21 protein-coding genes and 1 tRNA gene are annotated in these 24,190 nt (G+C 39.8%); 13 read left to right on the top strand and 9 right to left on the bottom strand.

Features of this window, described 5'->3' with window-relative positions:
* Positions 1 to 8 precede the first annotated feature (8 nt).
* Positions 9 to 1,814 (top strand): feruloyl-CoA synthase, encoded by a 1,806-nt coding sequence (locus BIZ36_RS02315; RefSeq protein WP_286174510.1) that lies wholly within the window; start codon positions 9 to 11, stop codon positions 1,812 to 1,814.
* Here the strand turns inward: BIZ36_RS02315 and BIZ36_RS02310 are convergent.
* Positions 1,811 to 3,286: a DUF1501 domain-containing protein gene (locus BIZ36_RS02310; protein ID WP_187456245.1), complete on the bottom strand. Its 1,476-nt coding sequence runs from the start codon at positions 3,284 to 3,286 to the stop codon at positions 1,811 to 1,813. The two genes, BIZ36_RS02315 and BIZ36_RS02310, sit on opposite strands and share 4 nt — an antisense overlap.
* Positions 3,286 to 5,835 (bottom strand): PSD1 and planctomycete cytochrome C domain-containing protein, encoded by a 2,550-nt coding sequence (locus BIZ36_RS02305; protein WP_187456244.1) that lies wholly within the window; start codon positions 5,833 to 5,835, stop codon positions 3,286 to 3,288. Before BIZ36_RS02305 ends, BIZ36_RS02310 begins: the two co-directional genes overlap by 1 nt.
* Before the next feature lie 146 nt (positions 5,836 to 5,981).
* Between BIZ36_RS02305 and BIZ36_RS02300 the strand changes: the two genes are divergently transcribed.
* The gene (locus BIZ36_RS02300; protein WP_187456243.1) at positions 5,982 to 6,710 is read left to right on the top strand and encodes a carbohydrate-binding family 9-like protein; all 729 of its coding nucleotides are present in this window, start codon (positions 5,982 to 5,984) and stop codon (positions 6,708 to 6,710) included.
* A 172-nt stretch (positions 6,711 to 6,882) separates the two neighbouring features.
* Positions 6,883 to 7,488, top strand: coding sequence for a RidA family protein (locus BIZ36_RS02295; RefSeq protein WP_286174509.1), 606 nt, complete (start codon positions 6,883 to 6,885; stop codon positions 7,486 to 7,488).
* A gap of 57 nt (positions 7,489 to 7,545) precedes the next feature.
* Here BIZ36_RS02295 and BIZ36_RS02290 read toward each other — a convergent pair whose 3' ends face one another.
* Positions 7,546 to 7,731: a CsbD family protein gene (locus BIZ36_RS02290; protein ID WP_187456242.1), complete on the bottom strand. Its 186-nt coding sequence runs from the start codon at positions 7,729 to 7,731 to the stop codon at positions 7,546 to 7,548.
* Between the two features lie 673 nt (positions 7,732 to 8,404).
* Here BIZ36_RS02290 and BIZ36_RS02285 point away from each other — a divergent pair.
* The 3 genes from BIZ36_RS02285 to BIZ36_RS02275 all read left to right on the top strand — a co-directional run bounded on the left by BIZ36_RS02285 (position 8,405) and on the right by BIZ36_RS02275 (position 10,354).
* Complete coding sequence (locus tag BIZ36_RS02285) at positions 8,405 to 9,745, top strand: Gfo/Idh/MocA family protein (RefSeq protein ID WP_187456241.1); 1,341 nt, start codon at positions 8,405 to 8,407, stop codon at positions 9,743 to 9,745.
* Between the two features lie 232 nt (positions 9,746 to 9,977).
* Positions 9,978 to 10,262, top strand: coding sequence for a GIY-YIG nuclease family protein (locus BIZ36_RS21240; RefSeq protein WP_187456240.1), 285 nt, complete (start codon positions 9,978 to 9,980; stop codon positions 10,260 to 10,262).
* A 20-nt stretch (positions 10,263 to 10,282) separates the two neighbouring features.
* Positions 10,283 to 10,354: transfer RNA gene (locus BIZ36_RS02275), tRNA-Arg, on the top strand.
* Between the two features lie 31 nt (positions 10,355 to 10,385).
* On the opposite strand, the gene BIZ36_RS02270 is transcribed toward BIZ36_RS02275, so the two are convergent.
* Entirely contained in the window at positions 10,386 to 11,096 is a 711-nt protein-coding gene (locus BIZ36_RS02270) for a hypothetical protein (RefSeq protein ID WP_187456239.1), read from the bottom strand.
* Positions 11,097 to 11,393: 297 nt separating this feature from the next.
* On the opposite strand from BIZ36_RS02270, the gene BIZ36_RS02265 reads away from it, so the two are divergent.
* The 6 genes from BIZ36_RS02265 to rimK all read left to right on the top strand — a co-directional run bounded on the left by BIZ36_RS02265 (position 11,394) and on the right by rimK (position 18,093).
* Positions 11,394 to 12,836, top strand: a complete 1,443-nt coding sequence (locus tag BIZ36_RS02265; protein WP_187456238.1) for a type III PLP-dependent enzyme domain-containing protein — start codon at positions 11,394 to 11,396, stop codon at positions 12,834 to 12,836.
* Between the two features lie 54 nt (positions 12,837 to 12,890).
* Positions 12,891 to 13,832 carry an agmatinase gene (gene speB, locus BIZ36_RS02260; protein ID WP_187456237.1) on the top strand — a complete coding sequence of 314 codons (942 nt, stop codon included), beginning with the start codon at positions 12,891 to 12,893 and terminating at the stop codon, positions 13,830 to 13,832.
* Positions 13,819 to 14,796, top strand: a complete 978-nt coding sequence (locus BIZ36_RS02255; protein ID WP_187456236.1) for a deoxyhypusine synthase family protein — start codon at positions 13,819 to 13,821, stop codon at positions 14,794 to 14,796. The genes speB and BIZ36_RS02255 overlap by 14 nt, the downstream gene beginning before the upstream one ends.
* On the top strand, positions 14,793 to 15,125 hold the full coding sequence (locus tag BIZ36_RS02250; RefSeq protein WP_187456235.1) for a hypothetical protein: 333 nt from the start codon (positions 14,793 to 14,795) through the stop codon (positions 15,123 to 15,125). Before BIZ36_RS02255 ends, BIZ36_RS02250 begins: the two co-directional genes overlap by 4 nt.
* Positions 15,126 to 15,193: 68 nt before the next feature.
* A complete protein-coding gene (locus BIZ36_RS02245; protein ID WP_187456234.1) occupies positions 15,194 to 16,726 on the top strand; it encodes a bifunctional GNAT family N-acetyltransferase/carbon-nitrogen hydrolase family protein in 1,533 nt (510 codons plus the stop codon).
* Positions 16,723 to 18,093 carry a 30S ribosomal protein S6--L-glutamate ligase gene (rimK, locus tag BIZ36_RS21385; RefSeq protein WP_187456233.1) on the top strand — a complete coding sequence of 457 codons (1,371 nt, stop codon included), beginning with the start codon at positions 16,723 to 16,725 and terminating at the stop codon, positions 18,091 to 18,093. The genes BIZ36_RS02245 and rimK overlap by 4 nt, the downstream gene beginning before the upstream one ends.
* On the opposite strand, the gene BIZ36_RS02235 is transcribed toward rimK, so the two are convergent.
* The gene (locus BIZ36_RS02235; RefSeq protein WP_187456232.1) at positions 18,090 to 19,034 is read right to left on the bottom strand and encodes an NAD-dependent epimerase/dehydratase family protein; all 945 of its coding nucleotides are present in this window, start codon (positions 19,032 to 19,034) and stop codon (positions 18,090 to 18,092) included. The genes rimK and BIZ36_RS02235 overlap by 4 nt on opposite strands.
* Positions 19,035 to 19,099: 65 nt before the next feature.
* On the opposite strand from BIZ36_RS02235, the gene BIZ36_RS02230 reads away from it, so the two are divergent.
* Positions 19,100 to 19,591, top strand: a complete 492-nt coding sequence (locus BIZ36_RS02230; RefSeq protein ID WP_187456231.1) for a hypothetical protein — start codon at positions 19,100 to 19,102, stop codon at positions 19,589 to 19,591.
* A gap of 46 nt (positions 19,592 to 19,637) precedes the next feature.
* Here BIZ36_RS02230 and BIZ36_RS02225 read toward each other — a convergent pair whose 3' ends face one another.
* The 4 genes from BIZ36_RS02225 to BIZ36_RS02210 form a co-directional block, all read right to left on the bottom strand.
* Entirely contained in the window at positions 19,638 to 20,345 is a 708-nt protein-coding gene (locus BIZ36_RS02225; protein WP_187456230.1) for a hypothetical protein, read from the bottom strand.
* 163 nt (positions 20,346 to 20,508) lie between these two features.
* The gene (locus BIZ36_RS02220; RefSeq protein ID WP_187456229.1) at positions 20,509 to 20,880 is read right to left on the bottom strand and encodes a hypothetical protein; all 372 of its coding nucleotides are present in this window, start codon (positions 20,878 to 20,880) and stop codon (positions 20,509 to 20,511) included.
* 117 nt (positions 20,881 to 20,997) lie between these two features.
* Entirely contained in the window at positions 20,998 to 21,798 is an 801-nt protein-coding gene (locus tag BIZ36_RS02215; protein WP_187456228.1) for an NAD(P)H-binding protein, read from the bottom strand.
* Positions 21,791 to 24,073: a M20/M25/M40 family metallo-hydrolase gene (locus BIZ36_RS02210; RefSeq protein WP_187456227.1), complete on the bottom strand. Its 2,283-nt coding sequence runs from the start codon at positions 24,071 to 24,073 to the stop codon at positions 21,791 to 21,793. Before BIZ36_RS02210 ends, BIZ36_RS02215 begins: the two co-directional genes overlap by 8 nt.
* Between the last annotated feature and the right edge of the window lie 117 nt (positions 24,074 to 24,190).

The raw sequence follows: 24,190 nt of genomic DNA, 5'->3' as shown, positions 1-24,190 counted from the left end.
TCCCATTTTTGGAAACCAAACAAGATATCGCCTACTTAGAAGTTCCGACTGCCGCTATAGACATCGAAAAAAACACTAGAAGCGACGGCAGTATTTTATTGCGTTCTAGTCTTCCTTTGGATACCTATCCTGAAAAAATAACGGAGCGACTGCGGTATTGGGCGGATAAAAATCCTGAGAAAATCTTATTGGCCCAACGAGATGCCGATGGTAATTGGTACCGTTTGACCTACGCCGAGGTCTGGAAAAAAATGTTGAGTGTAGCTCAGTTTTTAATTGATAGCGGTGCGGATAAAGAGCACCCCATAGTGGTACTTTCGGGCAATAGTTGGCAGCATGCCCTTTTGGCCTTGGCGGCCCAACATGTAGGTATTCCGTTTTCGGCCATTAGTTCGGCCTATTCCTTAAAATCTAAAGATTATAAAAAACTGAAGCATTGCATTCAGTTATTGACCCCGGGTTTGGTCTTCGTTCAAGATGGACAGCGTTATCAAAATGCACTTAATGCGGTTTTGGGTGTTGATACGCCCTTGGTCGTAGCGGAAAACCCGATTAACGGGTCTATGTTATTTGATCAATTGCTCGGCGTGTCCCCTACAAAGGCAGTTGAACAAGCTCATAAGCAACTAACAGCCGATACGATTGCAAAAATATTATTCACTTCAGGGTCTACAGGTATGCCCAAAGGAGTCATCAATACCCAAGGGAATCTCAGTTGTAACCTTCAACAGATTACGCAAACCTATCCCTTTATGGCCAATGGCGGATTGCTCCTGATGGATTGGCTGCCTTGGAGCCACACCTTTGGAGGCAATCATAATTTCGGACTCGTTTTTTACAATGGCGGTACTTTATATATCGATGAGGGAAACCCCACTCCTGCTGGCACCGAAATTACCGTGAGAAATTTACAAGAGATTGCACCCACCGTATACTTTAACGTGCCCAAAGGTTTTGAAGAACTAGTAGTACAATTAGAGCAGGACAAGAATTTCTGTTCCTTATTTTTTAGTCAGTTAAAAATGCTGTTCTTCGGGGGGGCTAGTTTATCGCAGCACGTGCGTGATCGATTAGACGCGCTCGCTTTGCGAACGGTTGGGAAGCGAATTTTGATTTCTTCCGGATACGGAATGACCGAAGCTTGTCCGTCGACCATGTTCAATACCCGATATGATCAACTTTCGGGAAATTTAGGAGTGCCCGTTCCGGGAATCAGTGCCAAATTAGTGCCTTGCGATGATGCCTTTGAAGTACGCTTTAAAGGTCCCAATTTAACGCCCGGCTATTGGCGCGATGACCTTCAGACTAAAAATGCTTTTGACGAAGAGGGTTATTTTAAAAGCGGTGACGCCTTAAAATTCCAAGATGCCGAAGACGCGAACCAAGGGTTGGTCTACGATGGGCGCATCACCGAAAATTTTAAATTGAATACCGGAACTTGGGTAAATGTCGGTTTACTTCGTACCCAGTTGATAAATAAGTCGAACGGAATTATTAAAGACGTGGTGCTTACCGGTCACGACCAAAGTTTTGTAGGGGCCTTACTATTTCTAGATGCGAACATGCGCCAAAAAATGACTTTGGAGGAGCTACGTTTACGATTAATTAAGGCGTTGACGGCCATTTTTAAACGAAATACGGGCGCTTCCACCTTTGTCAAAAAGGCGTTGATTGCAGATTTTGAACCTAGTGCTAAAAGAGGGGAACTTACTGAAAAGGGTTCTATAAACCAACGGGCCGTATTGACCAACCGAAAAGATTGGGTAGCGAAAATCTATCACGAACCGAGCGTATCGGAAATTTTAGAGATTTAAGTCAGAATGCCCTTAACCACATGACCGTGTACATCGGTGAGGCGGTACCTTCGTCCTTGGTGCTTAAAGGTGAATTGTTCATGGTCGATACCCATAAGGTGCATGACGGTGGCCTGAAAATCGTGTACGTGTACCTTGTTTTCAACAGGGTTGAAGCCAAACTCATCCGAAGCCCCATAAGTCAAACCTGGTTTTACACCCGCACCTGCCATCCATAAAGTGAAAACGTAAGGGTGGTGGTCTCGGCCCCAATTGTAAGTGTCTTTGATATTACCTTGTAAAAAAGGGGTACGGCCAAACTCCCCGCCCCAGATTACCAAGGTGTCTTCGAGCATGCCCCGTTGTTTTAAATCTTTAATGAGGGCGGCACTGGGCTGGTCGGTATCTTTACATTGTATAATCAACTGATGGTTGAGGTTGGTATGTTGATCCCAACCCGCGTGCATGCATTGAATAAATCGCACATCGCGCTCGGCAAGTCTTCTTGCCATCAGACAGTTATAGGCAAAACTTCCCTTACGGTGAACATCGGGCCCGTACATATCTAAAATATGTTGGGGTTCATTGGAGAAATCGGTGAGGTCGGGTACACTCACCTGCATTTTATAGGCCATTTCATATTGGGCAATTCGGGTATTTATTTCCGGGTCGCCGTATTCTTTCAGGTTAATTTCATTGAGTTGTTGAATGTCGTCCAACATATCCCTTCTCAGACTTCTGTTGAGTCCCTCAGGATTTTTCAAATAGAGTACGGGGTCGCCTCCCCCTCGGAATTTCACTCCTTGAAACTTGGTGGGCAGAAAACCGCTTCCCCAGTAGTAATCGTAAAAAATCTGTCCGCAACTGGCCTCCTTATCCCTAGAAGTCATACAAACAAAATCAGGAAGGTCTTTGGCCGTACTTCCCAATCCGTAGGTAAGCCATGAACCCATGCTCGGTCTTCCGGGCTGTTCAGAACCCGTTAGAAAAAAAGTAATGGCAGGGGCGTGGTTGACCGATTCAGTGTACATCGATTTAACAAAGCATAAGTCATCGGCTACCTTGGCCGTTTCGGGCATAAAGTCCGATACCCATGCACCACTATGGCCATGCTGGGCGAAGTTGCTAATTTCCCCTATTACCGGCCTAGCTGCTTGCCCACCCGTCATGGTTGAAAAACGTTTACCTGCGGTTAACGAATCGGGAATCTGTTTCCCGTGCCATTTTTTGAGCATAGGTTTATAGTCAAAAAGGTCTACATGAGAAGGAGCCCCATTTTGAAATAGGTAAATAACCCTTTTCGCTTTTGGGGCGAAGTGGGGCAATCTGCTGGGGCCTGCCGTAGAAAAGGGCTCTTTGGCGAGTACCGAAATCGGATTCAGCATGCTGGCGAGGGCCATGCCCCCGATACCTTGCGCCATTTTACCGAAAAAATTGCGACGGGTAATCTGCGCTTGATAGGCATCGAACGGGTGTAGTTTTTGGTTCTTCATTATTGTCGGGTAATCGATTCGTCTAGATTAAAAAGGATGGAGCTCAGGACAGTATACGAGGCATAATCTACCAAGTCGAGGGTGTTGTCGGTTCTATAATCTCCGATGCTTACCATTTTTTCGGCCTCAGGAAGATTTTTAGAAAATTCAGCCCGCAATTTCTTCAGTCGATTTTGAAGAATATGGAGTTCCTCGCTTTTTGGTTTTCGGGAAGTGACCAGCCGAAAGCCGTAGGTCAATCGGTCTAAATCGGGACCTTTATTGATTATTATTTTTTCTGCCAATACCCGAGCGGCTTCCATATAAGTGATATCATTTAGGGTGGTAAGGGCATGTAGGGGTGTGTTCGTTTTGAGTGTTTTTACTTCACATACCTGCCTTGAAGCATTGTCGAACAGAAAAGTAGGGCCCACAATTCTTCGCCAAAAGGTGTACAGGCTTCTACGGTAGAGACCTTCGCCCACATCTTGTTGGTAAATGGTTTTTCCAAAAGTGGCCTCTGACCATATACCTTCGGGTTGATAGGGTTTAACCGGTTTTCCACCTAGGGAATCGACCATTAGTCCACTGGTAAAAAGCGCTTGGTCACGTAACATCCACGAAGGATAACGTAGTCGGGTAGCTCGTGCTAATAGTTGGTTTTCGGGGTCGCGTTCCTTTAGCTCTTCGGTCATAATAGAAGATTGCCGGTAGGTAGCACTCATCACTATGGTTTTGATCAGTTTTTTAAGATCCCAATCATTTTCCTTAAAATCAACGGCCAACCAATCGAGCAATTCCGGATGGCTAGGCAAAGCTCCTTGTACCCCAAAATCTTCAATGGTCTTTACGATGCCATTCCCGAAAAAAGCCTGCCAATAGCGGTTGACGGTTACTCGGGGTGTCAGCGGTTGTTCGTCGGATACCAACCATTGCGCCAAACTGAGTCGGTTTTGATTGTTTTTATTTTTTACTGCTGGAAGAACAGATGGTACATCGGCACAAATAGTTTCTGTCATTTGGGGCTTGTTATACCCCCCGCGCTCCAAAATAAAAGTATAACGAGGTTCGGGCAATTCATCCATCACCATTACTTGAACGGCTGTTTTTGATTCCTTTCCCAATTTATCCTTTGTGTCAACTAGCTCTTTGAGTATAGCCGTATAAGTGCGGTCTCTGGTTTTAAAATAGTTGACCAGTTGTTTTAAACCATAATTACCGCGCCCCGCTGCGGAGCCCAAGAGAATACGTGGGTCTACCCCTTTAATATTTTTTGCAACCTCGGATTCCGATGCCGGTAAGCCTTTTGCCCTAGGAAATTTTTTAAGCTCAAATTCATCTACTTTTTGGTTCAGTTGTTGAATATATGCTTCCAACTGTGCCATTTGGTTCTTTTTTTCCTCTGAACTCATATTCAAAAGAGGTTTTACATTGCCGGTGTATTGCCCGCCCTTTTCAGAAGTTTGATTAAAATAGTCGAACATCTGGTAATATTCTTTTTGTGTGATGTTATCGTACTTATGGTCGTGGCATCTTGCGCAGTTCATAGTGAGCCCCAACCACGTGGTTCCGGTAGTCTCTACGCGGTCAAAAACATTCGTAACCCGTGTTTCTTCAGGAATGGTGCCGCCTTCCGCGTTGTAAGTATGGTTACGGTTGAAGCCGGTAGCGAGTATATCGTTTTCCGTTGCGTTAGGGAGTAGATCGCCCGCCAATTGTTTGATGGTGAATTCATCATAAGGCATGTTGTCGTTAAAAGCCTTGATGACCCAATCGCGCCACGGCCACATGTCGCGTTCAAAATCGCCTTGAAAACCGTTAGTGTCTGAATATCGGGCAACATCTAACCATTCCCAAGCCCATCGTTCACCGAATCTAGGGGACGCGAGCAGTCTATCGACCAATTTTTCATACGCCTGGGGCGAGGTGTCATTGATAAAATCTTCGATTTCCATTAAACTAGGGGGCAGTCCGTTTAAATCAAAAGTCAACCTTCTGATGAGGGTTTCTTTACTGGCCTGCGGTGATGGTTGCAATCCGTTTTGTTCCAACTTATTGAGAACAAAATAATCGATGGGGTTAAGGGGCCAATCAGTTTGGGAGGTTTTCGGTAAAGGTGCCTTTTGGGGAGGGGAATAGGCCCAGTGGTTTTTAAATTCTGCGCCCTGCTCTACCCATTTGATCAAAGTAGCCTTTTCGTCCGGACTCAAATTCAAATTAGACTCAGGGGTGGGCATGACCGTTTCGGGGTTGCCACTCAGAATACGATCAATAAGAACACTTTTGGATGGAGACCCACCTACCACCGGAAATTCTTCTTTACCGGGAATGTAGGAGAACATTCCTTCTTCAGTATCTAATCGTAAATCTGCCATTCGGGTATTTTCATCGGGTCCGTGGCAATGGAAACAACGATCGGACAAGATGGGCCTTACGTGAAAATTAAAATCTATTTTATCGGGAAGCCTTTCGTAAGCTTCGGCCACCTCATCATCTAGGCTGGGGCCACAACTACTGAGACAATAAAAGATTACCAGAGTCAAATAGACTGGGTATTGAGTGAGTTTCATTAGTTGAGTTTGGTAAAGGATTGACTAACAAGATACAAAAAAGATAATTTCAATTGTGAAGCGTAGACTTAAAAATGCGGCAAAAGAACTTCCCGAAATAGCAAGCCTCAAAATTATGTACCTTCGGATTTTAAGTAAGGACATTCATGATTCTTAGAATTTTCATCATACCCGCCCTTTTAATACATTTAATGACCATGTCACAAACAGAAAAGAATATGGGAAAGACCTTGATGGTTAAAGAAATCACCACCAATGCCAATGGAGATTTGAAGCAGGTTTCCGAATTGTTGGAGAAACACACTGCCCTTCAGGAAATTGCTACAATTAATTGGGACTCCTTTTCGTATCGACCAACGGTACAATTTAGAATAGCACGTCATCAAAACGAAATTTGGCTCAAATTTTATGTGGAAGAAGGGCATATTCTAGCCCAATTTTCAGAAGCTAATTCTCCTACCCACAGAGATAGTTGCGTGGAATTCTTTATAGACCCTTTGCAAGATGGCCACTACTATAATTTTGAGTTTAACTGCATTGGCACCACTCATCTGGCCTATGGTCCGGGTAGGGGAGAACGTCAATTTGTGGATAAGGAAGTAATAGAAAAATACATCAAAACAATTTCAAGTTTGGGTGATGCACCGTTTGAAGAAAAAAGTGGTAACCACCAATGGGAAATGACGGTATTGATTCAGGAAGAGGCATGGACTTTCTCTAAGGAAATCAATTTACAGGGATTAGTTTCAAAGGCTAATTTCTATAAATGTGGAGATGATACATCCAAACCACATTATGTAACTTGGAATGCCGTTGGTACGGAAAAACCGGATTTTCACCGTCCGGAATTTTTTGGAACCCTTAAATTCGATTAATTAGTAAGTACATTAGATACGATTAGTATAATTATGTAGTACTTAATTGTCAGATTAATAAAAATTGTGTGTTCGAGCACTTTTTTTTGGTCTTGCTTCTTTTGATTAAGATAAATCCCTTAATTTAACGTTTTGATCATTGAATTTTACCGAACCAAACTTTCCACTTTAAATGAAATCTAGATTCACATTCATATCTTTATATTTTCTGTGTATCTTCTTGGTGATGTCCTGCTTTAGGGAAAATAAGGCAAGCGAAGAGGAGTCCATTCAACCCGATGCCGTTTCTTCTCGTAATCCTGAAATAGATCCCGATTACAACCCCGAACTCAAGCTAAAAGAAATGGGAATTACGCTAAATACCCCTTCTTCCCCCATGGCTAATTATGTGAATGCTGTTAGAACGGGTAATCTTATATTTCTGTCCGGTAAAGGACCACTAAAGCCAGATGGGAAGAATATTACGGGGAAAGTTGGGAAGGAATTAAGTATTGAGGATGGTTATGAGGCAGCTAGGCTTACGGGAATCAATCAACTGTCAGTTTTAAAAGCAGAATTAGGAAATCTTAATAAGGTAAAGCGAATCGTTAAAGTTAAAGGAATGGTCAATTGCACTTCAGATTTTACAGACCAGCCAAAAGTAGTGAACGGGTATTCAGATTTACTGGTAGCCGTTTTTGGAGAAAGGGGGAAACATGCGAGAGCGGCAGTTGGTATGGGGTCTCTTCCAGGTGATATTGCTATTGAGGTTGATATGGTAGTTGAGATTTATGATTAGCGTGTGATTGGCCTATAAGAAATGTTAAGAGCCCCGTACATCGGGGCTCAGTTCATATTACCAAGTTCTTATCTCCTCTTTCAGCTCTTCTTTGGTTTTACCTGTCTGCTCTTGAAGATTTCCTAACATTTCGTCAAACTTTCCTTCGGTAAAGGTGAGGTCGTCTCCGGTCACTTTACCATATTTCTGTTTAAACTCTCCCTTGATCTGTTTCCATTTTCCTTCTAACTGATCTTTATTCATAATGATTGTTTTTTAGATTATTAATTATCCCATACGATTTTGAACTATCATGAAATTACAATACATGAATTTTCACTAGTGACCTTAAAAGAAAGAATATTGCTCTATTCAAGGAAGTTTTAAATAACTGTTAAAGAAATATTTAGTTTGTGGGTGAGGCTCAGACTCAACCTATGTGTGGTTTATCGATGAATGTCCTTCTTTCCGATTAACAAAACATTATGATCGATTAAAATCAGTACGACTTATTAATAACGGGGATTTCATCGAAAATTAATATTCATTCAATTTGTATCAGGTGATTTTGAGTACTTTTGAGGAAAACACCTACTTATGGATAACTATATTGTCCTTTTCTGTTTTTTCGCTATTTGTTTTGTAATAGCCTGTTTGTTCATCGTCTTTTCAACGGGAGAACAATAAAAAAACCTTCCGATTTCACAGCTTGCAAATTGATAGGGTCTACTTTGGTCTCTATGGTTTTGGTTGTCTGGGTGGCTGGATAATCAGTTTCAGAAGTGTTTAATTGGCAAATTACTAATTTTTTAGGAGAATTTATGTAGAGAATTCTTATCTTCACCTTGTTCTTTTGGGTTTTGTTGCGTATTCGATTGCACAATTATACCCTGAAGATTTATTCTTTAAAACTTAACTAAAACTAATTAACGAGAAAATGAAATCATCTAGTAGAAGATCATTTATCAAAAAAACTGCCGTTGCGGGAACAGGAATTGTTGCAGCTCCAACTATTGTGTCCGCAAACGTTTTCGGGGCAAATGACCGAATCAATGCGGCCGTTCTTGGGGTAAATGGAAGGGGCAAATCACACATTAAAAGCTTAATGAACCAAGACAATGTTAGGGTGGCTACCTTGTGCGATCCCGATATGAATGTTTTGAAGGACAGACAGAAAGAATTTAAAGAGACATATGATAAAAAAGTTTCTTTAGAGCAAGACTTACGCAGGGTTTTTGACGATAAGGATATTGATGTGGTCAGTATTGCAAGTCCTAACCATTGGCATGCTCTTTCCGTTATATGGGCTTGTCAAGCGGGGAAAGACGTGTACGTTGAAAAGCCCGGGTCCCATAATATTTGGGAAGGAAGAAAAATGGTCGAGGCTGCTAATAAATATGATCGTATTGTACAACATGGTGTTCAGTTAAGAAGTTCACCGGCTATAAATGAGGCGATTCAGTTAATGCGCGATGGTTATATTGGTAGGGTCTATATGTCTCGTGGATTGGTATTTAGATGGAGGCCCGATATTGGGGACAAAGGTCTTTCCCAAGTTCCCGAAGGATTGGATTATGATCTTTGGACAGGACCTGCCCAAAAGGAACCTTTTACGGAAAACCTGGTCCACTACAACTGGCATTGGCATTGGGATTATGGCAATGGTGATGTTGGTAACCAAGGTATCCATGAAACGGACCTCTGTATGTGGGGACTTGATGTTGGTCTACCTTCAGAAATTACTGCGATGGGGGGTAAATTCCTTTGGGACGATAGTAAGGAAACTCCCGAAGTACTAACCTCGGTATATAAATATCCAGAAGAGAACAAGATTATTCAATTTGAAGTACGTCCTTGGTGTACCAATACTGAGGGAGGTGCTACAGTAGGGAATATTTTTTATGGAGATAAAGGGGTATTGGTAGTTGATGGCTATGATAAATACAAAACCTATCTAGGTAAAGATAGAACTCCTGGAAAATCTGGAGAAGACGGAGGAGAGTCCGGCACTGGTATGGATCGTGGTAACGGTGGTACCGATGGACATTTTGCCAATTTTATTGAAGCGGTTCGTAAACACGACAAATCTATACTTAATGGCCCAGTAGAAACAGCGCATTTGTCTTCTGGTCTGGCCCATTTAGGAAACATTGCCTACAGAACGGGACGAGTTCTGAATTTTGATCCAAAAACGGAGAAATTTATAAATGACGCTGAGGCAGATACCTATTTAACTAGAGATTATCGCGAAGGATTTGAGGTTCCTGAGAACGTTTAAAAAGTTCTTCGATAGATACTAATTAAAGGAAGGGCATATACGAAACGTAGATGCCCTTTTTAAGTGGAAATATGATAAAAAGTAGGGTCTATTTATAAAATTTATTAAAATATCCGGAAATAAGTAAGAGGCTCTTAAAAAAGTATTCTTAATTTTGCCTCCCTCTACAATTGGCCCCGTAGTTCAATGGATAGTCCCGATAGCTATCGGGAGAAGTTTCCTAAATTTATGTATGCATTATGTATATGTAATCCAATCGGAAAAAACCAAAGGATTCTACATTGGTGAGACAGCGAATTTAGAAACCCGTCTGAACTGGCATAATAATGTTGAACTGAACATTGGCGTAACTAAAAACTCAATTCCTTGGCAGTATCATTTTACCTTGCCGGTTCCTAATAGGACGATTGCATTGGGAATCGAAAAACATATCAAAAAGATGAAAAGTAGGGTCTATCTAGAAAATTTATTAAAATATCCGGAGATAAGTAAGAGGCTCTTAAAAAAGTATTCTTAATTTTGCCTCCCTCTACAATTGGCCCCGTAGTTCAATGGATAGAATAGAAGTTTCCTAAACTTTAGATGCAAGTTCGATTCTTGCCGGGGCTACTTTTTCCAAATTGACTTTTTGTAAAATTATTCAACGTTTGGACCAAATTTCATACATAGGCTCGCCCTTCGAATTTTTTCCAGTGTGGTGCCAATCGTTGTCTTTTAATTCGTAATGGAATTTTAGGGTGGCGCCCACTCTGGAGTCGTCCCTTGAAAAATACTCTATTTCCTCTATATAATTTCCGCTGGTAGAGGTAAATGAACCTCCTCCTGTGCCATGAAATTTAAATGTTTCTGTATTATAGGCAATCCACTGAAACCTTCCATCCATTAAAAATTTTAAAGTCTTTCTGGGGTTGTCGTCACCGCGTCTTTCTTGTCCGGTATCGGGGCCTCTGGTGGCAAAAAGCCACTTACCGTCAAGTTCTTGCGTGTTTTCTTTTGTTTTATCGAAAATCAATTTTTCAGGGATACTTATAAGAATTTGTCCGTTAGAAAAATCAATAGGGTAAGCCAATTGCTTCCTATTATTGTCGTCATATTCCGAGTTGAATTCTAAATTCACCAACAATTTTCCCGTTTCTACTGTGAAAAATCCACCTACGGTCCTAATAAAATTTGCGGGCTCTTCTTTATAAACTGTCCATGTTAGGTAATCGCCATCAATTTTCAATTCATGTTTTTCGTCTTTTAACGTAGAAAAATAGGCTCCGTTTTTTATTTGTGAATAGGCAAAGGGAGCCGTAAAAAAGCTCATTGTAATTGTTAACAGTAAAATAATATGACATCTATATTTCATGGAACAGCGTTTTTAATAGTATAAATTGAAAATATAAAAATTAAGTAACTTGTAATGAGTGAATTGTGAAAAAATTTAGGTATTAAGACCACTATTAAAATCCATAATGAACAATTTGTCGTAATTTCTCGGCTAATGCTTGTTTTCTAATATTTTTTGTTTTCATTTGTTAGACCAAATTAACACATTACAGATATAATTTTTAGTTAAGGGATTGAGCCATTTATCTTTTTTATTGCGCTATTTAATTAATGGCCATTCCTATATTTTCCACCCAGTAATGCAATCAACAATTAAATGAACACTAAGTACATTGATCTTATTGATCAGACTTATTATTTTCCTCAAGAGGAATTTAATCTGGAAGGTGAATTTCTAAAGTTTCATGATATTCCCTTAAATGAACTGGTAGAGAAATACGGTAGTCCTCTAAAATTTACCTACCTGCCAAAAATTTCACAAAATATTAATCTAGCTAAAAAGTGGTTTGCAACGGCCATTGAGAAACATCAATACAAGGGAAAATACCATTATTGTTATTGTACCAAAAGCTCTCATTTTAGCCATGTTTTAGGTGAAGTTTTAAATAATGAAGTCCATATAGAGACTTCCTCCGCTTTTGATATTAATATCGTAGAGCAATTGAAGAAGGCAGGAAAGATAAAAAATGACACCTATGTAATTTGCAACGGCTTCAAACGTGAGCAATACATTACCAATATTGGAAGGTTGATAAATGAAGGGCATCAGAATTGTATTCCCATCATTGACAATTATGAAGAAATTGATTTGCTTTCAGATGAAATCAATGGAGATTACCAAGTAGGTATTCGTATAGCTTCTGAAGAGGAACCCAAATTTGAGTTTTATACATCCCGCTTAGGAATCGGGTATAAAAACATTGTCCCATTTTACGAAAACCAAATAAAGGATAATGATAAGGTTGAGCTAAAGATGCTTCACTTTTTTATTAATACGGGTATTAGGGACAACTCCTATTATTGGAACGAACTTCTTAAATGTCTAAAGGTCTATATTAGACTAAGGAAGATTTGTCCAAGTTTGGATAGTTTGAACATAGGGGGCGGTTTTCCTATCAAGAACTCTTTGGCCTTTGAGTATGACTATCAATATATGGTGGATGAAATTATTAACCAGATAAACATTGCCTGTAAAGAGGCAGATGTTCCCGTTCCCAATATTTTTACCGAATTCGGAAGTTTTACCGTAGGTGAAAGTGGAGGCGCCATCTATGAAATATTATACCAAAAACAGCAGAACGATCGCGAAAAGTGGAACATGATAGATTCTTCTTTCATTACGACTTTGCCAGATACTTGGGCGATAAATAAACGCTTTATTCTTTTGCCTATTAATAGGTGGAAGGACGAGTATGAACGGGTATTGTTAGGAGGTCTCACCTGTGATAGCGATGATTATTACAATAGTGAACAGAATATGAACGCTATTTACTTACCTAAATTTAGAAGGGATAAACCCCTCTATATTGGGTTTTTCAATACAGGGGCCTACCAAGAAACTATTGGTGGTTTTGGCGGTTTACAACACTGTTTGATTCCTCAGCCTAAACATATTTTAATTGATAGGGATGCTCAAGGTGAGCTTACTTATGAGCTGTTCAGCGAACAACAAACAGCAGAAGATCTTTTGTCCATTTTAGGTTATAATGGATTGAAAAAGGTAGAAACGACAAAGAAAAAAGCAAAAATTGACCAATAGGGTCAAGTAATTTCAAGTATAAATTTTTAAAACAAACTCTTTAATTTTACTAAAATGAGTGCAAAAAAGAATTACGCCGGAATTCCCGACGAATTCGCCCAACTAGAAACGGCCAAGGTAATTTTGATACCGGTGCCGTATGATGGAACCAGTACTTGGGGGAAAGGAGCCGATAAAGGTCCCCAAGCATTTTTGGAAGCTTCCGAAAATATGGAGCTTTATGACATAGAAACGGATACCGAGGTTTACGAACAAGGTATCTACCTGAGTGAACCTGTATCTGAAAAAAGTTCGCCGGAAGCTATGGTAAACGCCGTTCATAAAGTGACCAAGGATTACATTAAGAGAAACAAGTTTGTTACCCTTTTTGGAGGAGAGCATTCCATTTCTATCGGTTCTATTAGAGCATTCAATGAGTGTTTTGATAATTTGAGCGTGTTGCATATTGATGCCCATGCAGATTTAAGAAAGACCTATGAAGGTACTAGTTGCAATCACGCCTGTGCAGTACATGAAGCTAGCCAGAACACTAACTTGGTGCAGGTAGGTATACGCTCTATGGATGCGATTGAGAAGACTTTCATGGACGAGGAAAAAACTTTCTTTGCCCATGACATGGTAAATGATGAATATTGGACTGACAAGGTGATTGATCTGTTGACGGACAACGTTTTTATTACATTGGACCTAGATGCCTTTGACCCATCTATTTTACCGTCTACAGGTACACCGGAGCCAGGAGGCCTTTTTTGGTACGAAACCCTAGAATTTCTCAAGCAAGTATTTGAAGAGAAAAATGTAGTTGGTTTTGATATTGTAGAACTCTGCCCCAACACCAACGATAAAAGTTCAGATTTCTTGGCTGCAAAATTGTACTACAAGATGTTAAGCTATAAATTTATGGGACAGGCCGTAGATGACGAATATGACAACACCTATAATCTAGATTACAAAGGGGGCAATACCAATCTAAAATTTGAAGATGACGAAGACTAAAGGAGAAATATCCAAATTCATTGAAAAGTACTACTTGCACTTTAATGCGGCTGCTTTGGTAGACGCCGCAAAGGGTTACGAAGACCAGTTGAACAAAGGAGCCAAAATGTTGGTTTCCTTGGCAGGAGCAATGAGTACTGCAGAGCTGGGAAAAATCTTCGCAGAGATGATACGCCAAGATAAAGTACATATTGTCTCCTGTACCGGTGCCAATCTAGAGGAAGACATTATGAACCTGGTAGCCCATAGCCATTATAAAAGGGTGCCCAATTATAGGGACCTTACCCCTCAACAGGAATGGGACCTTTTGGAAAAAGGGCTTAATAGGGTTACGGATACCTGTATTCCAGAGGAAGAGGCTTTTCGCCGCTTGCAAGAGCATATTTTTAAAATTTGGAAAGATGCTGAGAATAAGGGTGAGCGCTACTTGCCACATGAGTTTATGTATAAGATGTTATTATCCGGAGTTTTGGAGGAGTACTATGAAATAGACCTCAAGGATTCTTGGATGTACGCTGCCGCAGAAAAAAATATACCTATTGTCTGCCCAGGTTGGGAAGATAGTACCATGGGTAACATTTTTGCTTCTTACGTGTTGAAAGGGGAGTTAAAGGCCAGCACCATGAAATCGGGAATTGAGTATATGACTTTTTTGGCTGACTGGTATACCGATAATTCGGAAAATGGTATTGGATTCTTTCAAATTGGTGGTGGAATTGCTGGAGATTTTCCTATCTGTGTGGTTCCAATGCTGTATCAGGATATGGAGCGTACAGACACTCCGTTTTGGAGCTATTTCTGCCAAATCAGTGATTCAACCACAAGTTATGGCTCTTATTCAGGAGCTGTTCCCAACGAAAAAATTACGTGGGGCAAGCTAGATATCGATACGCCAAAGTTTATCGTAGAAAGTGATGCCACCATTGTTGCACCTTTAATTTTTGCCTATCTTTTAGACCTATGAGCAATAAAAAAGACCATTCAAATCTAAAACGAGTAATCGTTGATTTTAAAAAACTTACCCCCGAAGTTTTAAGGCTTTTGGTGGAAAAGTATCCTGACGGTTACGATGACCGAAATATTATTTCTTTCCGTAATGCACAAGGTGAACGTATCGAGGCCGTGGAAGTTTTAACTGAAGATACCAAATACTTGGTAAAAATTAGTGCCAAGCTTGAATACACCATGGAAAACTATGACGAGGATGATTACGAGGATTTTGACGATGATGATCCAGATGCCGTTGTAGAGCCAGACCCAGAAGCAATGGGCGACATGGAAGACGATGATTAGAAAAAATAACGGAATTCTTCCCATGATTAATTTGTGAGTTGGGGAGAATTCCGTAACATCATCTACCTATGATATCTAAAGACATAGAAAACGTTGAGCTCAAGTTTTTAGACCTGAAAGACTATCAGGAACTAAAAACGGCCATGAAGGAAGTGTATAAAAATATGCCAGATTCCTTTTGGGCTGCAAAGCAGATCAAATCCTTGATCAAGCTTTTTCCCGAGGGGCAAGTGGTAATTAAGGTCAACGGTCAATTGGCCGGATGTTCCTTATCCATAATTGTCGATTATGACAATTTTGAGGATAACCATACCTTCCAAGAAATAACGGGACAAGAAACATTTAGTACCCATACGGAGGACGGAGATATCCTTTACGGTATTGATGTATTCATTAAGCCAGAGTTTAGGGGCTTGCGCTTGGGTAGAAGGTTGTATGATTACAGAAAGGAGCTTTGCGAAAAACTGAATCTTAAGGGTATAGCCTTTGGTGGTAGAATTCCTAATTACCATCAGTATGCCAATAAGTTAACTCCTAAACAATACATAGATAAAGTAAGGAGAAAGGAAATTCATGATCCGGTCCTAAGCTTTCAGATAAATAATGATTTTCATCCTGCTAAAATCCTTAAAGGGTACTTAGAGGGTGATAAGGCATCCAAAGAGTTTGCCGTTCTAATGGAGTGGGACAATATCTATTATCAAAAACCCACGAAAAAAGCGGCCACCAAAAAGAAAGTAGTTAGGCTAGGGTTAATTCAATGGCAGATGCGGCCGTATAAGAAAATGGAAGAATTATTGGAGCAGGCAGAATTTTTTATAGATTCTGTTTCCGGTTACCGATCGGATTTTGCCTTGTTCCCAGAGTTCTTCAATGCTCCTTTGATGGCGGAAAACAATCATTTATCAGAGTCGGAGGCCATTAGGGAATTGGCAAAGCATACAGAGACCATTGTTCAAAAATTTTCTGAATTTTCTATATCCTACAACATCAATATTATTACGGGAAGCATGCCCGAAATGAAGGATAACCGCTTATTTAATGTGGGTTATTTATGTAAAAGGGACGGTTCCGTAGAACGATTTGAGAAAATTCACGTTACCCCGGATGAATCCAAGGTATGGGGAATGCAGGGAGGAACCCAATTAAAAACCTTTGATACGGATTGTGGCAAAATAGGAATCCTTATTTGCTATGATGTGGAATTTCCGGAGTTAAGCCGACTCCTTGCTGAGGAAGGAATGGATATTTTGTTCGTACCATTTTTAACAGATACCCAAAACGGATTTAGTAGGGTAAGACATTGTGCCCAGGCACGGGCCATTGAGAATGAATGTTATGTAGCCATTGCAGGTAGCGTTGGTAACCTTCCGAAGGTGAACAATATGGATATACAATTTGCCCAGAGTATGGTATTTACTCCTTGCGATTTTTCATTTCCTACCAATGGAATAAAGGCAGAAGCCACTCCCAATGCGGAAATGATTCTAATTGCCGATGTGGATATAGATTTGCTTCGCGAATTAAACCAGTTTGGTGCGGTGAGAAATTTGAAGGACAGAAGAACTGATATTTTTAAACTTACAAAAAAAGGAAATTGACAGATTTACAGATTATAGGAAGCGAAGAGTGGTGTGTTTTTGAAAACTTGGGAATACCGGCCATAAAGGCCAGGGTAGATTCCGGGGCAAAAACTTCATCAATTCAAGCCACCAACATTAAGGTTGTAAACAGAGGGGCGCAAGAATGGGTTAAGTTTGAAGTCAACCCGCTTCAAGAAAATAGAAGTATCACCATCCTCTGCGAAGCCAAATTGGTAGATAGGAGAATGGTTAAAAGTTCCTCCGGTATTTCAGAAGAACGATTGGTGGTGCGCAGCTTGGTTAAAATGGGTGAGCACAAATTTGATTTGGAGCTTACTTTGGCCAATAGGGATACCATGGAGTTTCGTATGTTACTGGGTAGGGAGGCACTCATCGATCGTTTTATAGTGAACCCTGCAGAGAGTTTTCAGGTTCAGTCGTTTACAGATGAGGAGGTCAACGATAAATATGCACCGTTTTATAAGGAAAAAACTGGTTTGAAGATTGGTCTTTTAGCCAGTAACCCCAACTTGTACAGTAATAAACGAATTATGGAAGCAGCTGAAGCAAGAGGACACGAAATTGTCTTTTTAAATGCGGAGCTTGCCTACATGAAATTAGATGCCCATTCCCCGGAAATTAGGTATAGAGGCGGTAATATATTAAAGGAATATGATGCCATTATTCCTAGGATCAAACCTGCTGTAACCTTTTATGGTTGTGCCCTGATCAGGCAATTCAATACTTTAGGGGTATATTGCCAGAATTCCGCCGAAGCTATATCTCAATCCCGGGATAAATTGTTTTCGTCTCAGTTGTTCGCTAAGAACGATATTCATATTCCCATTACAGGATTTGCCAAATCTCCTATGGATACCAAAGACCTTATAAAAATGGTAAACGGTGCGCCGTTGATTATTAAATTATTGGAAAGTACCCAAGGTAAAGGTGTTGTACTTGCCGAGACCAACAAGGCTGCCGAAAGTGTTATCAACGCCTTTAAAAGTGTAAACACCAATATTTTGGTTCAGGAATTTATAAAAGAAGCCAACGGCCAAGATATTCGCTGTTTTGTGATAAACGGTAAGGTAGTGGCCTCTATGCAAAGACAGGCGGAAAAAGGAGAATTTAGGGCAAACATCCATCAAGGCGGGAAGGCATCCATTATTAAGATTACGGCAGAGGAACGTAAGCTGGCCCAAAAGGCGGCAAAAGTGTTGAATTTGGCCGTAGCTGGTGTAGATATTATCCGCTCCAATAAAGGGCCATTATTACTAGAGGTAAATTCCTCACCTGGTTTAGAGGGCATAGAAAATGCTACAGGCAAAGATTTAGCAAATGCCATGATTGTGGCAATTGAGAAAAAATTACGATTCCATAATTAAGATTTATCAAGATTGTCCAACATTTCCCGGGTGGTCTTTTTTAAATCAAAAGCTGGTTCCCAGCCCCAATCTTCTCGGGCCTGGGAATCATCTATACTACTGGGCCATGTATCTGCTATATCCTGTCTAAAATCAGGGTCATAACTCATTTCAAAATTGGGGATATATGCTTGAATGCTCTTGGCAATTTCACTAGGTGTAAAACTCATTGCCGCCAGATTGTATGAGGAACGGACCTTTATTTTTTGCTCGTCGGCCTCCATGAGTTCCAAGGTGGCTCTTATGGCATCGTCCATGAACATCATAGGTAGGGAAGTGTCTTCTTTTAAAAAGCAGGTATAAGCACTTTCGGTCAACGCCTTATGATAGATTTCAACGGCATAATCCGTAGTACCCCCGCCGGGCATCGTTTTCCAGCTTATGAGACCAGGATACCTTAAACTTCTAACATCCACACCAAACTTATGGTGATAGTAACTGCACCAACGCTCTCCAGATTGCTTGCTGATCCCATAGACCGTTGTAGGTTCCATAATTGTGCTCTGGGGCGTTTGGTTTTCCGGGGTATTGGGGCCAAAAACAGCAATACTGGACGGCCAAAATATCTTGTCTATCTTTTTTTCTTTGGCGAGATTAAGTACGTTAAACAAGGAATTCATGTTTAAATTCCATGCCCTCATAGGAAACTTTTCCGCAGTGGCGCTTAGCATAGCAGCCATTAGGTAAACTTCGCTAATTTCATAATAGGCAATAACCTCTTCTAGGGCATCGTAATCCGTGGCATCCAAAATTTCAAATGGACCTGATTGCATTAGACTATGGCTCCCTTCTCTAATATCGCTGGCAATAACTTTATCATTTCCGTATTGTTCGCGAAGGGTAAGGGTCAACTCCGTTCCTATTTGCCCGCAGGCACCAATAATAAGTATGTATTTCTGCATTAAAAGGACGTTAAAACGTATATTCAAGCAAATATAACTGTTTGCAAAATTTGTACATTCGCTGCATGAGAAGATTGTTTTTCATTCCATTGTCCATTTTAATTGTCCTTGCCTGTAAAAACAGAACAGAAGTTGTTGAAAATACAGGGGAGGAGACATATGAATTGAATGCTGAAAAATGGCCCAACAAGCAAGTTGTAAATAGTTTGGCTATGGATGTTCTAAAGGATTGGGATGAGTTTCAGTCTTTTGAGACCAGTTTTGAAGCTTTATACCGGGTGGAGAATAAAGATGATTTGGGTTTGACCATTGATGACCTTATTGAAAAGCAAAAAGAATTGGCGGCATCTACTTATCCGGAAGTATTTGATATTCCTCAGATTAAAAGTAGGCAAAAGGTTTTTCTAACCTATTTGCATAAAATAAAGGGAGATTTGCATTATAGGTTAAACCCTGATGAATCTATTATACAAATGTTCGAGGCCTACAATGCCTTTAGAAATCAGTTCAATGTTACCATGAACAATACTTTGGACACCAATCTAATTTTAGAATAAAAAAAAGTCCCGAAAGGGACTTTTCTATTTTTCTAAGTATCGTTGACTATTCCTTCTTTTCTGGCGCGGCGGCTGGCGGATTTTTTCTTGCTTCCAATGCTTGTTTGCTCAAACTTGCCAAATTAAAGTTGGGGTCCAGGGCCAAAGCTTGGTCAATTAATCCAATAGCACCGTCTATATTTTCTTTGTCTTTATTATACTCAGTCAAAGCTTTAAGGTGTAAAAAGGCCGCTTTTAGAGGAACTTCGTAGGGTTGTTGTCTTTCATAAAAAGCGTATTTCATGTCTTCCTTGGCGTTGGCAATACCATAATCAATATTAGTTATGGCACCCGTATTATCACCCGTCTGTATTTTTAAATCCGCTATCTCATAGGCTAAATAGGGGTTTTCATTTCTTTTAAATAACTCTTCAAATTGTTCCAATGCTCTTTTAGGTTGGTTGAGGGCTTTTAAGGAGATCGCCTTCACTTGAACCGCCATATCTGAATCGGTCGTATTTTTTTCAACACCAATAGTGTTAAGAGCTTGCATATGCTGGCCATTATTTGCATATACATAGGCCAAGGTATCTCTACGTTCCTTGGAAGGAGAAAGTACATTCAAATGGGTAAGTGCGTTGATAACTCCTGTGATATCTCCCTGCAACCTCATTTCTTTATAGAAATCTTCATAGTGCTTTTGCAGTTCGCTCTTGGATTGGGCTTCAGTAATAAATGGTAGGCCCAAAAACATCAAAAAGAGTATTTTTTTCATGTAAATGTGTTTAGTGATTGTAAAATCTAATTTGTTGGTGGGCAAAAGTACTAATAATCTGTCTATTGAGTTGTTAATGTAATTCGATAGAAAGTGGGGAACGAACAAAAAAAATGGGATACCCCTAAGATATCCCACCTCATTAGAACTATAAATGTAGCTTCTAGTAAGCCAATTCTTTTTTATTGTTCGTATAGGTTTGAAGCAGAGAGGAGTAAAATGCTACGCTTTTGGCATCCTTATCCAAACAAGCTTTTAAAAAATCATAAAGATTCCTGAACCATAGATTGGTGTGCAACGTTGGTAAATGAAGATTTATTTTTTTTGGATCATAATCTGCATCATCCATTACAATAGCCAATTTCACTCTTCTTCTGTGGTAATCTATGGATACATCGGCTGCATTGTAATGCTTTCTAAGTAAATCCTTATGTAAATTTTCTAATTTTTGGGGAACTTTTTGCTTGGGTACTTCTTGGGCGAGAAGGTAATTCATTTCTTCTAAAATTCGCCCATGTAAAGTTGAATTTTCCATGGCAAATAGTTTTTATATCTATTTCAAAAGTAACCCTTAAAAGATGAATGGAATCTTGATTTAACAAGTTTTGAATCGTTTTGTTGTGAAGTGTCTAAAATGTGTTGTGAAATCTAACTATAACGTTGTAGTAAATTTAAAACCTTTAACAGAAATAAGATTCTTAGAACGAACGGTTTTACCTGATTTGGCATTATTTTTCTCATAATCAAATGGTTGTATAGACCTTTTCTTAGCTTCGGCATTATAGTATATACTTTTTGCAGGATGATATGGATAAACGCCGTTGAAGGTTTCGTTCCACCAATTATTGAGAATTATTTCCTCTATAATTTTAATACAATCGTTTAAATGTATGAGGTTGATAGGGTGGTGGCCGTTTTTCAAATTCTTTCTACCGGAAAGCATGGTTACCGGATGTCTGTTAGGACCAATAAGTCCGCCAAATCTAACTAAAGTGGTTTCAAAATTTTTGGCTTCTTTAAAAATTTTTTCTACTTCTGTTAATTGTTTTCCCGATTCAGTAGTGGGGTTGGGAGGGGTGTATTCGTCCACTTCACCTTGTACATCCCCATATACAGATGTGCTACTAACAAACACTATTTTCTTTACTGACGATTTGAGTATGGCTTCGTAAACGAGCTGCATCTTTTTTACATAATTTTCGCCGTTACCACTTCGTAACCTCGGTGGTATATTAATAATCAAAATGTCTACATCGGTCAAAAAATCATGGATGTTACCTTTAATTTCCGTTTCGCTTAAAATCAATAAAGCCGGTTCAATTCCAAGTTCTTTCAATTTCAAAAGCTTTTCATTAGAGGTAGTACTACCCTTTACCGAGAAATTTTTTGCAAGTAAGGCTTTTGCAAGAGGAAGACCCAACCAGCCACAACCCATTACAGCGATTTTATTCATAGAGAAATGTTTTTAAGGTTATTACAGCATCATTTAATACAAAAGGCATGGGCATGTTATTTTCAGATCTTTTTTTAATATTTAATTTCGGGTTTTCCAAAAGATCATTGCTTGCCTCTAGTATGGTAAGCTGGAGTTTTTCGTTTTCGGGATAAACCAGTTCTATTTCAGTATAATCACCTGGTGAATAAAAATGGGTAAACAATTTACCAGAAGTCCTTTCTAACAAGTCATAATGTGAAATAGATAGACCATTAATTTTCGCCTTCGTTAAAGGGATGTTATTGGTATACACCTCAATTCTGTTTATAGGGCGGTTGGGAGTAACGCAAAGGGTAAGATGTCTATTTCCATTTATTATAGAATCTAGGGAAGACTCAATGGAAGGGGACTTTAACGAAATAGACATCGCATTAGCGTTATGCCTGAAGTGAGTATTGTATTTGCTAATTATGGTATCCTTGATCGGAGAAGTTGCAAGTTCCTTTCCTGTAAAATAACTTTCGTTCCAACCACTTAAAACAGCATCATAACTGGCCCAGTACGATTTATTGGCATTATCATCCTGAATAAAAACCAAACTGTTTGGAAATCTGTTTTCAGTTGTATATTCGGTTTGAATGTGGGCGTATACCATACCGGCAATAGAAAAAACAAAAAACACCTGTGCCCATGACCTGGGGAATCCTATTCTGGAGAATATCGGTAGAATAAGTACAAATGTGAGTGATAGTAATAGGGACGAAGCCACTAACATCTTAAGGCCTAATCCTATGGCGAACCCGCTGATAAATGGCGAATACAGCCAAATTGCGGGCAAAGCCAAAAGAAGTAAGGGCCAAATACTTGGCTCTTTTTGGTTTAAGCATACAAACCACATAGCCATAAGTGCGTAAAGGGGAATTATAAAAAAGCTGGCGCCTGGTAAGTAGTTTGCGATAGCTGCGCAGATAAGTATCCACAAAAATAGAGGGGCAACAAGTAAATTTGCTAGGGGTACTTTTTTAAAGCGGCTATAAGTAAAAATGCATGTAGATAAAGCAAAAAACACTACACTCCAAATATAGGTATGTCCATTATAGGTGAAGCCGTGCAGTATATTTTCGTAACTAGGATAAATAGTCTTTAATAATGGCCAGACGGCATATGCAACGGACCCATTAATTATGAGTACAATGAACAATGGTAAAAAACCTTGAAGGACGCCTTTGAGTGAAATTGTCCCTTTTTTAATGCCTCTGGCCAATATTAGAACGTAAAAAACCAACGCAATAAGAAGCATGGGCCAAATCCAATCGAAGGGATAAGAGACAACTTCAAAGAAAGGAAAGTTAAAATAGACATAATCAGTGAGACTTTTGAGTTGCGTGATATCCGCTTCGCTAAAATGTGCTAGCAAAGGCATTAAATAGCTCCCTTGATGGGCCAAACTTTTATGGTCTAGCCTTTCATAAGAGTCTTGTGCCGTATGGTAATCAAAATGGTCATCTATGAAGGCAAAATTAAATCCGTCAATATCCCTATTTTCCCTAAATACGGTTAAATCTGTATCATTCGGGAGCATTTTGTAAATGCTATAGTATAAAGAATTGGCAACAGGATACTTGGGGTTTGCTTTAATGAATTCCTGTAGTAGGTTTTTATTGCCTCGGTTCGTTTCTATAAATCCATAACTTGGCCCACCACTGCCACGAGCTTCAAAATTTAATATTATACCAATTTGTTTTGCCCAAGGATGTTCATCCACAAAGAGAGAGGCTCCGTTTAATCCTAATTCTTCGGCATCCGTAAAGAGAACAATGATATCGTTCTTAGGTGTTGTATTATTTGACAAAAAAGCTCTAATTCCTTCCAATATAGTGGCTACTCCACTTGCTGCATCACTGGCTCCCAGGGAGGAGTGGGGGTTGCTGTCATAATGGGAAAGCAACAAAAGAGCTTTGCCTTGTTCCCTGCCTTTAATTTTGGCCAATATGTTCGTTGCCTTGGTAAGGTTACGGCCCTTTCCCAAGGAATAACCACTTTGAATTTCAGGAGAAAGCCCTAAGGTTCTTAATTCTTCAACGAGATATTTTTGTACTTCTTGATGGGCGGGAAATCCCGTAGCATGAGGATTTTTGGACATCTGCCTTACGTGTTCCAGGGTATTTTCTAATGAGAACTCGTTTTCGGATGTTTTGTCTTCCGGATTGGGTGACGGAGTGGAGACATAGAATCCAACAAAAATAGCGGCGGTCAGGTAAATTAGAACCAAATATGAAGGAAATCTATCCATAAGTCATAAGCTGATTTAAAGGTACTAAAATGTGAAATAACAGATGGATTTAAACGCCTTTAGAATTTTGAAGAGTGTTATGATTGTTTGTGTTTTATTGCATATTTGGTAATTAAT

This window comes from Cytophaga sp. FL35 (assembly GCF_014349235.1).
Taxonomy (GTDB): Bacteria; Bacteroidota; Bacteroidia; order Flavobacteriales; family Flavobacteriaceae; genus Euzebyella.
This window is presented reverse-complemented; position numbering and strand designations above follow the sequence as displayed.

Bases quoted from the DNA above. Each gene is read 5' to 3' on its own strand.
- BIZ36_RS02210 (WP_187456227.1), bottom strand. From the start codon at position 24,073: ATGGATAGATTTCCTTCATATTTGGTTCTAATTTACCTGACCGCCGCT.
- BIZ36_RS02255 (WP_187456236.1), top strand. From the start codon at position 13,819: ATGACGAAGACTAAAGGAGAAATATCCAAATTCATTGAAAAGTACTAC.
- BIZ36_RS02225 (WP_187456230.1), bottom strand. From the start codon at position 20,345: ATGAAAAAAATACTCTTTTTGATGTTTTTGGGCCTACCATTTATTACT.
- BIZ36_RS02310 (WP_187456245.1), bottom strand. From the start codon at position 3,286: ATGAAGAACCAAAAACTACACCCGTTCGATGCCTATCAAGCGCAGATT.
- BIZ36_RS02265 (WP_187456238.1), top strand. From the start codon at position 11,394: ATGAACACTAAGTACATTGATCTTATTGATCAGACTTATTATTTTCCT.
- BIZ36_RS02235 (WP_187456232.1), bottom strand. From the start codon at position 19,034: ATGCAGAAATACATACTTATTATTGGTGCCTGCGGGCAAATAGGAACG.
- BIZ36_RS02295 (WP_286174509.1), top strand. From the start codon at position 6,883: ATGAAATCTAGATTCACATTCATATCTTTATATTTTCTGTGTATCTTC.
- BIZ36_RS02245 (WP_187456234.1), top strand. From the start codon at position 15,194: ATGATATCTAAAGACATAGAAAACGTTGAGCTCAAGTTTTTAGACCTG.
- BIZ36_RS02250 (WP_187456235.1), top strand. From the start codon at position 14,793: ATGAGCAATAAAAAAGACCATTCAAATCTAAAACGAGTAATCGTTGAT.
- BIZ36_RS02220 (WP_187456229.1), bottom strand. From the start codon at position 20,880: ATGGAAAATTCAACTTTACATGGGCGAATTTTAGAAGAAATGAATTAC.
- BIZ36_RS02230 (WP_187456231.1), top strand. From the start codon at position 19,100: ATGAGAAGATTGTTTTTCATTCCATTGTCCATTTTAATTGTCCTTGCC.
- BIZ36_RS21240 (WP_187456240.1), top strand. From the start codon at position 9,978: ATGCATTATGTATATGTAATCCAATCGGAAAAAACCAAAGGATTCTAC.
- BIZ36_RS02285 (WP_187456241.1), top strand. From the start codon at position 8,405: ATGAAATCATCTAGTAGAAGATCATTTATCAAAAAAACTGCCGTTGCG.
- BIZ36_RS02290 (WP_187456242.1), bottom strand. From the start codon at position 7,731: ATGAATAAAGATCAGTTAGAAGGAAAATGGAAACAGATCAAGGGAGAG.
- BIZ36_RS02270 (WP_187456239.1), bottom strand. From the start codon at position 11,096: ATGAAATATAGATGTCATATTATTTTACTGTTAACAATTACAATGAGC.
- BIZ36_RS02300 (WP_187456243.1), top strand. From the start codon at position 5,982: ATGATTCTTAGAATTTTCATCATACCCGCCCTTTTAATACATTTAATG.
- BIZ36_RS02305 (WP_187456244.1), bottom strand. From the start codon at position 5,835: ATGAAACTCACTCAATACCCAGTCTATTTGACTCTGGTAATCTTTTAT.
- BIZ36_RS02215 (WP_187456228.1), bottom strand. From the start codon at position 21,798: ATGAATAAAATCGCTGTAATGGGTTGTGGCTGGTTGGGTCTTCCTCTT.
- speB (WP_187456237.1), top strand. From the start codon at position 12,891: ATGAGTGCAAAAAAGAATTACGCCGGAATTCCCGACGAATTCGCCCAA.